Genomic DNA, 12,345 nt, shown 5'->3' with positions numbered 1-12,345 from the left:
CGGCGCCCCGCAGGGGATCGCGCATGGGCCGAATTCCTCTCGCACCTTTTGTGGATCGGACCGGCATGGCTGCTGCCACGCCGTCACGGCCGGTATGCGCGCGAAAGGTTAATAGAAGCTTAGCGTGCCGGAATGATCAGCCGCCGCGGCCGGCATCGAAGCCCAGGAAGCCGGAGCCGGGCTGCGGCGTGCCGCCGCCGTCCTGCCAGGTCTGCTGGCGCGAAGGGGCGGCCGGGGCGGTGCGCGTGTTGCGCGCTTCCGCCGGCTCGGCGGGGAGCGGCGCGCGCCGCTGTGGGGCGGCATTGGCGCGCCCGGCGGGACGGGCCTGGGGCGGCGGCGCGGCGTAGGACGCGGTGCCGCGGACCGAGAGCAGGTAGAACATGATCTCGCTGCGGCCACGATCCACCGCGGAATCCAGCGCCGTCAGGCCCAGCGCGTTGCGCGCGCCCACATCGGCGCCGCGCGCGACCGCATCGCGCACCGTCGCGATGTCGCCGCGGGCGATACCGTCGAACAGCGCGTCATTGGGGTTCATGGCCGAGGGTGGCGTTTCGGCCGGAATGGCCTGCTGGCCACGCTGCGCCTGCACGCCGGGAAGGGCGGGCGGGGCTTCGCGCGGGCGCTGGTCCGGCGCGGGTCGGGCCGTCGTCCGGCCGCTGCCGAGCATGCCCTGGGCGGAGGCCCCGATCGGGGCGGCGCCGAGGCCAAGCGCCAAGGCGACCGCCAAGGATGTCGTAATGCGCGTCATGTTGGCGACCCTCCTAGCTCAAATCCGGGTTCGGGGCATAGCCCAGCCTAAACGACCGGGCCAAGCCATTGGTTACCAGCTCATCGGCACGCTGAAACGCGCGCCCGCCGCGGGCTGCTGCAGGAAGCGCTGTTCGCTCCGCGTCACCGACCCGTCCGAGGCCGCGCTGCGGCCGGGAAGCTGGGGGTTGATCAGCGTGGGCGTGATGGTCGCGACCTCCGGGTCGCGGGCCGGGGCCCGGTATTCCATGTTGATGTCCGGCCGCGGCGCGAGCTCGGCCAGGGGCGTTGCCGGCGCCGGCGCGCCGAAACCCTGGAAGCCCGAGGTCCCGGGCCGGCCGACCACGCCGCCATCCATGAAGGCCCGGTCCCGAGGGTCACGCGGGCGGGCGCGCTGCGGCGCGGCGGGCGCCGCCGGCTGGGCGGGCGGCGAGACGCGGATCTGGGTGTCGAGGCGGGTGCGCGAGGGCGGAGCGGCTTCCTGCCCGGTCGCGAGAGCCGGGGAGGCCAGCATGGCTCCCAGCGCAATCGCGAAGGCTAGAGTCCGGCTGTCCCTCTCGCATCCTGCGGAGGGTTTCCCGCGATGAGCGGGCTTCCTTCTGACCAGGCCTTCAAGGCCCAGCGTGCGGAAGGGAAAGCGATCTCGTCCCAAGGGATATCTCCCCAAGCGAAGAACCGGACCTCAAGGCTCTCGGGCCCGGCGGCGAAGCCTGGTTCCGCCAACCGCGCCCGGTAGATGATCTGAACCTGGCCGATTCTTGCAATAGAATAAATGGCAAGAATTCCGTCCAATTCAAGCTTGGCCCGCGCCTCCTCCCAAGCTTCCCGGAGTGCCCCTTCCTCGACCGTCTCGCCCAGCTCCAAATATCCGGCAGGAAGAGTCCAGTAGCCGCGGCGCGGTTCGATCGCGCGGCGGCAGAGAAGAACCTTCCCATCTTGGGCGATCACGCTGCCGACGACGATTTTGGGGTTTTCATAGGCGATGAAGCCGCATTGACCGCAGACTTGCCGGGTGCGGTCTTCGCCGTCGGGGATCTGGGGGGAGAAGTTGGCCGGGTACATGGCCTCAGGCTGGGCCGGCGGAGGGGGCGCGGCAAGCGGTATCGCCGCGCCCCCCGCGCATCAGTTCGCGGCGGCCTGGAAGGCGAAGTTGTCGTAGCTGTTCTCGGCCACGCGGAACCACTGGAACAGCTCGCCACGATAAGGGCGGTAGTTGTCCCAGATCGTCTTGAAGCGCGGGTTCTGGCTTGCGAGGTCCGCCATCAGGGCCTCGTTCGACCGCCAGGCGAGCTGGAGGATCTCCCGCGAGTAGAACCGCAGCTGCGCGCCAGCGGCCACCAGGCGGCGCAGCGCGATCGGGTTCAGGTGGTCGTAGCGGCTGACCATCTCGCTGTCCGCCTCGGCGCAGGCGATGGTCAGCGCTTCCTTGTAGAGGGCGGGCAGCGCGTCGAAGGAGCGCTTGTTGATCAGCAGGTGCAGGCGCGCCGCCGGCTCGAAGAAGCCCGGGGCATAGTAGAAGCGGGCGACGCGGAAGAAGCCGAGGCGCTCGTCGTCATGCGGGCCCGTGAACTCGGTCGCGTCGATCGTCCCGCGCTCGAGCGAAGGATAGATGTCGGCGGGGGCGACCAGGGTCGGGTTCGCGCCCATGCGCTTGAACACCTCGCCGGCGAGGCCGGAGATCCGGAACTTGAGCCCCTGCACGTCCTGCGCGGTGCGGATCTCCTGCCGGAACCAGCCGCCCATCTGCGCGCCGGTGTCGCCGCAGGGAAGGCCCACGCAGTTGTAGTCGGCCAGGAGCTGGTCCGCGAACTGGTTGCCGCCGCCGTGGCGCAGCCAGGCGGTCGTCTGGCGCGTGTTGAGGCCGAAGGGCATCGCGGTGAAGAAGGCGAAGGAGGGCTCCTTGCCGATGTACCAGTAGGTGGCGGTGTGGCCGCCCTCCAGGGTGCCGGCCTGCACGGCATCGAGGACCTGAAGGCCCGGGACGATCTCGCCGGCCTGGAAGGTCTGGATGCGGAACTTGTTCTCGGTCAGCGCGGCGACGCGGGCGGCCACCTTCTCCAGCGTTCCGTAGAGGACATCGAGGTTGCGGGGGAAGCTGGACTGGAAGCGCCAGCGCAGCTCGGGCAGGGACTGGGCGAGGGCGGGCGAGGCAAGCGCGGCGGGCGCAGCCGCAGCGGCCGCGCCGAGGACGAGACGACGATTCATGGGCGTTTGCCTCCGGTTCATTTCAGCAGAATGTCCTCGCCCATAACGCGAAGATGTTTTGGGGAAAAGGGCAAACCTGCGCTTGCCATGCAACCCGGACAGACGGTTAATGTCGCGTATTAGTTGTTCGGAGAACGGCGGGATGCGCTCAAGGGTTCATGGGACATGGGCTTTCCCGCCCGTCCGTCTCTGGCTTGCCCTTGCTTGTATCGGTCTGGCCCTGTTCTCGGGACAGGCGGGGGCCCAGACCGGCAACCCCACGCATGATGCCATCCAGTCCAAGACCGATCTCGAACGGCGGCAGCTCTTCCTGCAGGCCGTCCGCAGCCAGGGTTACGGCTGCAACGCGGTCATCCTCTCCTTCCACGCGGGTTTCGACCGCGAGCGCAGCTCGTATTGGGACACCCGCTGCGCCGACGGCGCGACCTATCGCGCCCGCCTGCCGGCCGAGCGCTTTGCCGCGACGACCTTCCTCACCTGCGGCGCGGCCGCGCCGCCGCCCCGCGGCGGGCCATGCTTCCAGCCCGTGACGAACGCCGCCACGCAGGTGGCGGCCTCCGGCGGTAGCGAGGCGCAATGCCGCGCGGCCTGCGGCACCCAGCCGGCCGCCGCGCAGAACAGCTGCGTCGCGCGTTGCGTCTCGGGCCAGGGCATCCAGGTCGGCACGCAGGTTTCCGAGCAGTTCCCGCCGAATTCGCGCTTCGGCGCGATTTATATGACCGACGCTCCCGTCGCCGCCTACGGCTTCGCCAATGGCGGCACGGATCGCCTGGACATCAACATGCGCGCCGTCCGCGCCTGCCAGGACATGGCGGGCCGCGTGCCCTGCAAGTTCCAGGGCGAGCTGGTGAACCGCTGCGGCGCCATCGCGCTGGCCATCAGCCGCCACCCGCGCGCCATGGTCATGACGGCCGATCTCTCGACGCAGATTCTCAACCTTGGCGTGTCGGGGACGGGCGCGAACCAGCGCGAGGCGCAGGATGCGGCGATGGAAGCCTGCCGCCGCGCCGAGGGGCCGGGCGTGCAGTGCCGCATCGTGGCCTCGGGCTGCTGACATGCCGAACGGCGATCAAATCCAGATCCAGACAAGGAAGCCTTCCATGCGACGCTCCATCGCAGCCCTCGGCCTGGCCGCGGCGCTGGCCCTGCCCTTGTCCGGGCCGGCCATGGCGCAGCAGGCCCGGCAACAGGCCAATGCGCAGGCTCAGCGTCCGGCGCAGGGAGCTTCCACGCTCGACCAGGTGAAGGCCCGCAACCAGCTGGTCTGCGGCGTGAACGGTCAGCTGCCTGGCTTCTCGGCGCCCGATCCGCAGGGCGTGATGCGGGGCTTCGACGCCGATATCTGCCGGGCCATCGCCGCCGCCGTGCTGGGCGATGCGAACCGCGTCCGCTTCGTGAACCAGGCCACGCCCGAGGCCGGGCTGACCGCCGTGGCGAGCCGCCAGATCGACCTGCTGGTCCGCAACACGACAGCGACGATGAGCCGCGATTCCGGCCGTGTCGTCACCGCCGGTCCGATCATCTTCTACGACGGTATGGGCTTCCTCGTGCCGCGCTCGCTCGGACTCTCGAGCCCCCGGGCGCTGGGCGGCAAGACCGTCTGCTTCGCGGCGGAGGAGAATGCCCAGGGCGGTGCGGCGGACAACCTGTCCGGCTTCGCGCAGCGCCATTCCGTCAACTGGACGACGCGCCGCTTCGACACCCAGGCCCAGGCCGTCGAGGCGCTGAAGGCCGGGACGTGCCACGCCTTCGCCGCCGATGCGGGCGCGCTTTCGGCCCGCCGCGTCACCGACTTCCCCGACCCCGACCGTTGGGTGGTGCTGCCCGAGATCATCTCCGGCGAGCCGCTGGTGCCCTGGACCCGCGCGGGTGACGAGGCCTGGCGCGACATGGTCTTCTGGTCTGTGCAGGCGCTGATCCAGGCGGAGGCCTTCGGCGTCACCTCGCAGAACCTGCCGCAGAGCCTCGGCCATTCCGACTGGCGCGTGCGGCGTATCCTCGGCGTGGAATCCGACCTGGGCCGCCCCTTCAACCTGCCCAACACCTGGGCGGCACGCATGATCCAGGCCGTGGGGAACTACGGCGAGATCTTCGAGCGCAACCTGGGGCACGGCTCGGCGATCGGCATGGACCGCGGTTTGAACGAGCAGTGGTCGCGCGGCGGGCTCATCTACGGCATCCCGATGCGCTGAAAAAAAAGCCCGCCGCCGGAACCGGCGACGGGCTTCCAGGATGATCCGGCCGCAATGGCGGCCGGCAGGGCGCCTACAGAATAAACTTCGACAGGTCGGCGTTCGCCGCGAGGCTGGCCACGCGCTCCTTCACCAGATCCGGGCCCACCGTCACTGTCTCGCCGCGCCGGTCGGAAGCGGTGAAGCTCACCTCCTCCAGCAGGCGCTCCAGCACCGTCGAGAGACGGCGCGCGCCGATATTCTCCACCGTCGCGTTGATCTCGGCGGCGAGGTTCGCCAGCGAGTCCACGGCGTCGGAAGTGAAGTTCAGCTCCACGCCCTCGGTCGACATGAGCGCGCTCGCCTGCTTCAGCAGGGAGTGCTCCGGCTCCGTCAGGATGCGGCGGAAGTCGTCGCGGGTCAGCGCCTTCAGCTCCACGCGGATCGGCAGGCGGCCCTGAAGCTCGGGCAGCAGGTCCGACGGCTTGGAGAGGTGGAACGCGCCGCTCGCGATGAACAGGATGTAGTCCGTCCGCACGGGTCCGTAGCGGGTGTTGACGGTCGTGCCCTCGATCAGCGGCAGCAGGTCGCGCTGCACGCCCTCGCGGGAGACGTCGCCGCCCCGCACGCCGCCCTCGCTCGACCGCGCAATCTTGTCGATCTCGTCGAGGAAGACGATGCCGTTGTTCTCGGCGTTCTGCACGGCCGTGCGCGTCACCGCGTCCTGGTCGAGCAGCTTGTCCGCCTCCTCGCGCGTCAGCGCCTCGCGCGCCGCCGCCACGGTCATCTTCCGCGGCCGGCCGCGGCCGCCGAACATCTTGCCGAACATCTCCTGCATGTTCTGCATCTGGCCGGGCGGCATGCCGGGCATGTCCATCATGCCGATGGGCTGGCCCTGCGGCTCCGCGACCTCGACCTCGATCTCGCGCGTCTCCAGCTGCCCCTCGCGGAGCATCCGGCGGAACTTCATCTTGGTCTCGCCCGAGGCGCCTTCGCCGGTGAGGGCGCTCACCAGCCGCTCCTCGGCATGCAGCTCGGCCTTGGCGCGCACGCCCTTGCGGGCGGCCTCGCGCGTCTGGATGATCGAGGCTTCCACCAGGTCGCGCACGATGGATTCCACGTCGCGGCCGACATAGCCGACCTCGGTGAACTTCGTGGCCTCGACCTTGAGGAAGGGCGCGTTGGCGAGCTTGGCCAGGCGCCGCGCGATCTCCGTCTTGCCGCAGCCCGTGGGCCCGATCATGAGGATGTTCTTCGGCACCACCTCTTCCTGGAAGCTCTCCGGAAGCTGCTGGCGCCGCCAGCGGTTGCGCAGCGCGATGGCCACGGCGCGCTTGGCGTCATGCTGGCCGATGATGAAGCGGTCGAGCTCGCTGACGATCTCGCGCGGGGAGAGGTTCACCGGTTCCGGTGCGGTCATGACCTCGCTCATCACAGCGTCTCCAGCACGAAATTGCCGTTGGTGAAGACGCAGATGTCGGCCGCGATCTTCATGGAGCGCTTCGCGATCTCCTCGGCGGTGATGCCCTCCACGGTCATCAGGCCGCGCGCGGCCGCGAGCGCGTAGTTACCGCCCGAGCCGATGCCGATGATGGAATCCTCGGGCTCCAGCACGTCGCCATTGCCGGTCAGCAGCAGCGAGCGGTCCTTGTCGGCCACGGCGAGAAGCGCCTCCAGCCGGCGCAGGTAGCGGTCGGTCCGCCAGTCCTTCGCGAGCTCGACGCAGGCGCGCTCCAGCTGGTCGGGGAAGCGCTCGAGCTTGGCTTCGAGCCGCTCGAGCAGGGTGAATGCATCGGCGGTCGCGCCGGCGAAGCCCGCCAGCACGCGGCCGCCCGCGATACGCCGCACCTTGCGGGCGTTGTTCTTGATGACGGTATTGCCCAGGGATACCTGCCCGTCGCCCGCCATCGCGACTTGGCCGTCGCGGCGGACGCAGAGGATCGTGGTGCCGTGCCACCCGATCGGATCGTGAGAGGATGTCTGCATGGGAAGCCATGTGGAGTGCGCGGGAGCATTCGGCAACCGGGTTGCCCGCCGGGCATGACTGGGCCCAACCTTGCGCATTGGAGGAACCCGCATGCTGCCTTGCCTGTTGCCCGCCGGCGCCGACGCGCTGCCGATTCACGTCGTCTCGCCGGGCGGTTGGGAAAGCCTGCCGGGCGCGGGCTTCGCCAAGGCGTCGGGCTTCGCGGCCAAGCCAGGGGAGATCGCGCTGCTGCCGGGCGGGGGCGGCATTTCCGGCGCGCTGTTCGGCAAGCCCAAGGCGGCGGAAGGCTACGGCGCGCTCCCCTTCGGCCTGCCCGAGGGGACGAACTGGAAGCTCGAGAGCGGCGACGCGGCGGAGGCGGTGCTGGGCTGGTGCCTCGGTGCCTATCGCTACACGCGCTTCAAGCCGGGGCGGCGCGCGCCGGCGCGCCTGGCCGCGCCCGCGGGCACCGAGGCCGCGCTGGCCGAGGCCGCGGCGATCTGGCGTGCGCGAGACCTCATCAACGCGCCCGCCAATCACCTCGGCCCCGCGGAGCTGGCGGCGGCGGTGGGAGAGGTCGCATCGCTGCACGGTGCGCGCTTCCGCGTGATCGAGGGCGCGGAGCTCGCGCAGGGCTTTCCGGCGGTGCATGCGGTGGGCCATGGCAGCCCGCGCGCGCCGCGCGTGGCCGTGCTGGAATGGGGCGAGGCGGATGCGCCGCTGGTCGCGCTCTGCGGCAAGGGCGTGTGCTTCGACACGGGCGGGCTCGACCTCAAGCCGCCTTCCTCCATGCTGCGGATGAAGAAGGATATGGGCGGGGCGGCGGCGATGCTCGCGGTGGCGGAAGCGCTCATGGCGCTGCGTGCGCCGTTGCGGATCCTGCTGCTGGTCGGTGCCGTGGAGAATAGCGTCTCCGGCGAGGCCTTCCGTCCGCTCGACGTGATCCGCACGCGCAAGGGCCTGACGGTGGAGGTAGGCAACACGGATGCCGAGGGCCGGCTCGTCCTCTCCGACCTGCTGACCCATGCGGGCGAGCACGCGCCGCGTCTCATGCTGGATGGCTCCACCCTCACGGGCGCGGCGCGCGTGGCGCTGGGGCCGGAGCTGCCGGCGCTGTTCAGCAATGACGACGAGTGGGCCGCGGCGCTGATCGAAGGCGGCCTCGCGGTCGGAGAACCGATGTGGCGCCTGCCGCTGCACGAGGGCTACGCGAGCTGGCTCGACAGCCGCATCGCGGACCTCAACAACGTGGCCACCAAGCCCATGGCGGGGGCGATCGTCGCGGCCCTGTTCCTCCGCCGCTTCGTGCCCGACAACGTGCCCTGGGCCCACCTCGATCTCTACGCGTGGAACGATTCTTCCCGGCCTGGCAGACCCGAAGGAGGGGAGGCGACGGGCATGCGGGCCGCCGTTTCCGCAATCCGTTCGTATCTCGGAATTGCGTTCTAAGTCATACGATACAAGGGGTTACGGTCCTGGATGTGTAACCCCCGCCCGTCCGGAAGATGAATTTCTTGCAATTCACCGGCGAGTTTCTGCTATAAGCCCCCTGCCGAGCCCCTCTGCGGGGCCGGAACGGACTTGCCGCCATTCCTGGCCGGTTCAGCCGAATTTCAGCCTCGCGGCGGCATAGGGGAAGTGCCATGACCATCCAAACCAACCCTGAACAGCTTGTCGGCATCCTGCGGGACACCACGGTCGCCCTGGTGCGCCGTGACGGACCCGACCTGTCGGCCCGGCAGCTCGCGGTGCTGCTGACGGTCTATCTGAGCCCCGGGCCGCACACGGTGCGGGGCCTGGCCCAGGATCTCAACGTCTCGAAGCCCGCCATCACGCGCGCGCTGGACCGGCTGACCGAGCTCGACCTCGCGCGCCGCAAGGTCGATCCGATGGACCGCCGGAGCGTGCTGGTGCAGCGCACGCTGAACGGCGCCATCTTCCTGCGCGACCTGCGGCAGACGATGGCCGAGGCGGAGGGGATCATCGTCCCGGCGGCCGAAGAGGAATACGCGTAGTTCCGCCCTCGAACGCCGGGCGCCGCTCCGGCGCCTCGGCCTCGCGCCCGGCGCTGACGTGCCATAGGCGCTGAAGGTCTGGGCACTCTGCGCTCGCGGCCCTAGGCAGGCCTCAGGCCGAAGCTTCAGCGGGTTTCGAGGCAGCCCGCCGCCAGCGCCGCGAAGGCGCGGGCGCGGTGGCTGTGCTGGGCCTTCTGTTCCGGCGTCATCTCGCCAAAGCTCAGCGTCTCGCCTTCCGGCACGAAGAGCGGATCGTAGCCGAAGCCGTTCGTGCCGCGCGGCGGGGCGATCCAATGGCCCTCCACGCGCCCGTCGAACGCTTCGACATGGCCGTCCGGCCAGGCCAGCACCAGCACGGAGACGAAGGCACAGCGCCGGTCCGGCGACGAGTCCTCGGCGGCGATGCGCGCCATGGCGGCCGGGTAGTCGCGCGTGCCGTCGGGGCGTATGGCCCAATCCGCCGTGCGCACGCCGGGGCGCCCGCCGAGCCCGGCGACCTCCAGCCCGCTATCGTCGGACAAGGCCGGCAGGCCGGTCGCCTTCGCGGCGGCGAGGGCCTTGATCGAGGCATTGGCGACGAAGGTCTCGCCCGTCTCCTCCGGCTCGGGCAGGCCGAGGTCGCCGGCGGAGACCAGCTCCATCCCATGGGGGGCCAGCAGCCCCCCGAATTCCCGCAGCTTGCCCTTGTTGTGGCTGGCCAGCACCAGCTTCCCCGGGGCGAGGCCGCGGCGGGTGCTCACTGGCCGATCGCCTCGCGCTGCTTGGCCACCAGCGCGGCCACGCCGTCGCGCGCCATGTCCAGCATCGCCAGGAACTGCGCCTCGCTGAAGGGCGCGCCCTCGGCGGTGGCCTGCACCTCGACCAGGTTGCCCTGGCCGGTCAGCACGAAATTGGCGTCCGCCTCGGCCCCGCTGTCCTCGGCATAGTCGAGGTCCAGGATCGCCTCGCCATTGGCGATGCCGCAGGAGATGGCGGCCACGTGATCCGTCAACGGGATCGAGCTGATGATGTTGTTCCTCAGGCAATGCTGGAAGGCGAGGTGCAGCGCCACCCAGGCGCCGGTGATGGAGGCGCAGCGCGTCCCCGCATCGGCGTTGATCACGTCGCAGTCGAGCGTGATCGTCATCTCGCCCATCAGCTTGCGATTCACCACGGCGCGCAGGCTGCGGCCGATCAGGCGCTGGATCTCCTGCGTGCGGCCGGATTGCTTGCCGCGCGCGGCCTCGCGGTCGCCTCGCGTGTGCGTCGCGCGGGGCAGCATGCCGTACTCGGCCGTCACCCAGCCCATGCCCTGGTTGCGCATGAACGGCGGCACGCGGCCCTCCACGCTCGCCGCGCAGAGCACCTCGGTCTGGCCCATGCGGATGAGGCAGGAGCCCTCGGCGTGCTTGGCGATGCCGGTCTCGATGGAAATGGGGCGCAGGGCGTCGGGCGCGCGGCCGGATGGGCGCATGTCGCTGGGTTCCTCGGGTGTCTGGCTGGCGCAATAGCCTCGGATGGGCCTCCGTGACCAGATGCCGCGCTGCCCGCCATGCGCAGGAACGGGTTGACCCGGCCCCCCCCGATCACCAAGCTGTGCTGAGCGATGAGCAATCTCCTGAAGTCGCCCAGCTTCGCGATGCCGGGCGCCCGTGGACTGGATGTCCGTTCCACCGCCGTCCTGCGAGAGCTGGTCGAGGTCTATGTCGCCACGGGCGAGCCCGTGGGCAGCCGCACCCTCTCGCGCCGCCTGCCGCTGAACCTCTCGCCCGCCTCCATTCGCAACGTGATGGCCGACCTGGAAGAGGCGGGGCTGCTCTACGCCCCGCACACCAGCGCCGGCCGCCTGCCGACGCAGCAGGGGCTGCGCCTCTTCGTGGACGGGCTCCTGGAATTCGGCGACCTGCCGGAAGAAGAGCGCGTGGAGATTGCCGCCCGCTGCGCCGCCCATGGCCGCTCCCTCCAGGAGACGCTGGGAGAGGCGGGACAGATGCTTTCCGGCCTTGCCGGCGCGGCGGGGCTGGTCGTCGCCCCTAAGGGCGAGGCGCCCCTGCGCCATATCGAGTTCGTGCCCCTGGGGCCGGGCCGCGCGCTGGTCGTGCTGGTGCAGGGCGATGGCCGCGTGGAGAACCGGGTGATCGAGGTCCCGGCCGACCTGCCGCCTTCGGCGCTGGTCCAGGCCGGGAACTACCTCAACGCGCGCCTCGCCGGGCGCACGCTGGAGGAGACGCGCAGCAACGTTACCGAGGAGATCGCGGCCAACCGCACCGCCCTCGACGCGCTGACGCAGGAGGTCGTCTCTGCCGGCCTCGCCACCTGGGCGGGCGGGGGCAGCGGCTCGCTCATCCTGCGCGGCCAGTCGCGGCTCCTGGAGAATGTCGAAAACCTCTCCCGCGTGCAGGAGATCCAGGCGCTGTTCGAGCGGCTGGAGGCGCAGGAGACCACGCTGCAGCTGCTGGAACTCGCCCAGCGCGGCGAGGGCGTGCAGATCTTCATCGGCGCCGAGAGCGGGCTGTTCTCCAGCGCCGGGCTCTCCGTGGTAGTGGCGCCTTTCCGCAGCGGACAGGGCGGTCCGAACGAGCGCATCGTGGGCGCGATCGGCGTTATCGGGCCTTCGCGGATCAATTATGGCCGCGTCATCCCGGTAGTGGACTACACGGCGCGCGTGATCGGCCGCCTCCTGGGTTGATCCCGCGCAAGCCCGCGATTACCTGAGGCATCATGACCAATCCTGAGACCATCCCCCCGGCGGAGGCCGAAACCGACGCGCCGGTTGCCCCGCCCACGGCCGAAGAGCGTATAGCGGCCCTCGAAGCCGAGCTGGCGGAGATGAAGGACCGCTGGCTGCGCGCCGAGGCCGAGACCCAGAACGTCCGCAACCGAGCGAAGGACGAGGTCGAGAAGGCGCGCGCCTACGCCGTGCAGAAATTCGCCACCGACATCGTGGAGGCCGCCGAGAACCTGCGCCGCGGCCTCGCCCAGCTGCCGCCCGCCGCGGAAGGCGAGCCCGAGATCATCGGCAAGATGCGCGACGGCTTCGAGAGCGTGGAGCGCTTCCTGCTTCAACGCCTGGAGGCCAATGGCGTGCGCCGCGTCGAGGCCGAAGGCCAGCCCTTCGACCCCGAGCTGCACCAAGCGATGAGCGAGGTTCCGGCCCCGCCGGGCGTCCAGCCCGGCACGGTGCTCCAGGCGTGGTCGAGCGCCTGGACGCTGAACGGCCGCCTGCTGAAGCCCGCGATGGTCGTTGTCGCGGGCAAATAGG

Annotated in this window: 14 protein-coding genes; 6 read left to right on the top strand and 8 right to left on the bottom strand. The window is 70.4% G+C overall.

Annotation, left to right across the window (positions count from 1 at the left end):
- Positions 1 to 136: 136 nt before the first annotated feature.
- The 4 genes from WJM96_RS19825 to WJM96_RS19810 form a co-directional block, all read right to left on the bottom strand.
- A complete protein-coding gene (locus WJM96_RS19825) occupies positions 137 to 748 on the bottom strand; it encodes an ankyrin repeat domain-containing protein (RefSeq protein ID WP_424814278.1) in 612 nt (203 codons plus the stop codon).
- 72 nt (positions 749 to 820) lie between these two features.
- A complete protein-coding gene (locus WJM96_RS19820) occupies positions 821 to 1,261 on the bottom strand; it encodes a hypothetical protein (protein WP_424814277.1) in 441 nt (146 codons plus the stop codon).
- A gap of 23 nt (positions 1,262 to 1,284) precedes the next feature.
- Positions 1,285 to 1,809, bottom strand: a complete 525-nt coding sequence (locus WJM96_RS19815; protein WP_424814276.1) for an NUDIX domain-containing protein — start codon at positions 1,807 to 1,809, stop codon at positions 1,285 to 1,287.
- Between the two features lie 60 nt (positions 1,810 to 1,869).
- The gene (locus WJM96_RS19810) at positions 1,870 to 2,952 is read right to left on the bottom strand and encodes a TRAP transporter substrate-binding protein (RefSeq protein WP_424814275.1); all 1,083 of its coding nucleotides are present in this window, start codon (positions 2,950 to 2,952) and stop codon (positions 1,870 to 1,872) included.
- 142 nt (positions 2,953 to 3,094) lie between these two features.
- Between WJM96_RS19810 and WJM96_RS19805 the strand changes: the two genes are divergently transcribed.
- Positions 3,095 to 4,006, top strand: a complete 912-nt coding sequence (locus WJM96_RS19805; RefSeq protein WP_424814274.1) for a hypothetical protein — start codon at positions 3,095 to 3,097, stop codon at positions 4,004 to 4,006.
- Between the two features lie 46 nt (positions 4,007 to 4,052).
- Positions 4,053 to 5,144, top strand: coding sequence for a transporter substrate-binding domain-containing protein (locus tag WJM96_RS19800; RefSeq protein ID WP_424814273.1), 1,092 nt, complete (start codon positions 4,053 to 4,055; stop codon positions 5,142 to 5,144).
- Between the two features lie 73 nt (positions 5,145 to 5,217).
- Here the strand turns inward: WJM96_RS19800 and hslU are convergent, their stop codons facing one another.
- On the bottom strand, positions 5,218 to 6,543 hold the full coding sequence (hslU, locus tag WJM96_RS19795) for an ATP-dependent protease ATPase subunit HslU (RefSeq protein WP_424814321.1): 1,326 nt from the start codon (positions 6,541 to 6,543) through the stop codon (positions 5,218 to 5,220).
- An 11-nt stretch (positions 6,544 to 6,554) separates the two neighbouring features.
- The gene (gene hslV, locus WJM96_RS19790; protein ID WP_424814272.1) at positions 6,555 to 7,109 is read right to left on the bottom strand and encodes an ATP-dependent protease subunit HslV; all 555 of its coding nucleotides are present in this window, start codon (positions 7,107 to 7,109) and stop codon (positions 6,555 to 6,557) included.
- A gap of 91 nt (positions 7,110 to 7,200) precedes the next feature.
- Between hslV and WJM96_RS19785 the strand changes: the two genes are divergently transcribed.
- Both WJM96_RS19785 and WJM96_RS19780 read left to right on the top strand, forming a co-directional pair.
- Positions 7,201 to 8,538, top strand: a complete 1,338-nt coding sequence (locus tag WJM96_RS19785; protein ID WP_424814271.1) for a leucyl aminopeptidase family protein — start codon at positions 7,201 to 7,203, stop codon at positions 8,536 to 8,538.
- 194 nt (positions 8,539 to 8,732) lie between these two features.
- On the top strand, positions 8,733 to 9,104 hold the full coding sequence (locus WJM96_RS19780) for a MarR family transcriptional regulator (RefSeq protein ID WP_424814270.1): 372 nt from the start codon (positions 8,733 to 8,735) through the stop codon (positions 9,102 to 9,104).
- A 125-nt stretch (positions 9,105 to 9,229) separates the two neighbouring features.
- Here WJM96_RS19780 and WJM96_RS19775 read toward each other — a convergent pair whose 3' ends face one another.
- Both WJM96_RS19775 and rph read right to left on the bottom strand, forming a co-directional pair.
- Positions 9,230 to 9,844, bottom strand: coding sequence for a non-canonical purine NTP pyrophosphatase (locus tag WJM96_RS19775; protein ID WP_424814269.1), 615 nt, complete (start codon positions 9,842 to 9,844; stop codon positions 9,230 to 9,232).
- Positions 9,841 to 10,557, bottom strand: coding sequence for a ribonuclease PH (gene rph, locus WJM96_RS19770; RefSeq protein ID WP_424814268.1), 717 nt, complete (start codon positions 10,555 to 10,557; stop codon positions 9,841 to 9,843). The genes WJM96_RS19775 and rph overlap by 4 nt, the downstream gene beginning before the upstream one ends.
- 132 nt (positions 10,558 to 10,689) lie before the next feature.
- Between rph and hrcA the strand changes: the two genes are divergently transcribed.
- Together hrcA and WJM96_RS19760 are read left to right on the top strand one after the other, a co-directional pair.
- Positions 10,690 to 11,772: a heat-inducible transcriptional repressor HrcA gene (hrcA, locus tag WJM96_RS19765; RefSeq protein ID WP_424814267.1), complete on the top strand. Its 1,083-nt coding sequence runs from the start codon at positions 10,690 to 10,692 to the stop codon at positions 11,770 to 11,772.
- A gap of 32 nt (positions 11,773 to 11,804) precedes the next feature.
- Positions 11,805 to 12,344 carry a nucleotide exchange factor GrpE gene (locus tag WJM96_RS19760; RefSeq protein WP_424814266.1) on the top strand — a complete coding sequence of 180 codons (540 nt, stop codon included), beginning with the start codon at positions 11,805 to 11,807 and terminating at the stop codon, positions 12,342 to 12,344.
- Position 12,345: the final 1 nt, after the last annotated feature.

Origin of the sequence: Roseococcus sp. YIM B11640, assembly GCF_049727625.1 — a bacterium.
Lineage (GTDB): Bacteria > Pseudomonadota > Alphaproteobacteria > Acetobacterales > Acetobacteraceae > Roseococcus.
This window is presented reverse-complemented; position numbering and strand designations above follow the sequence as displayed.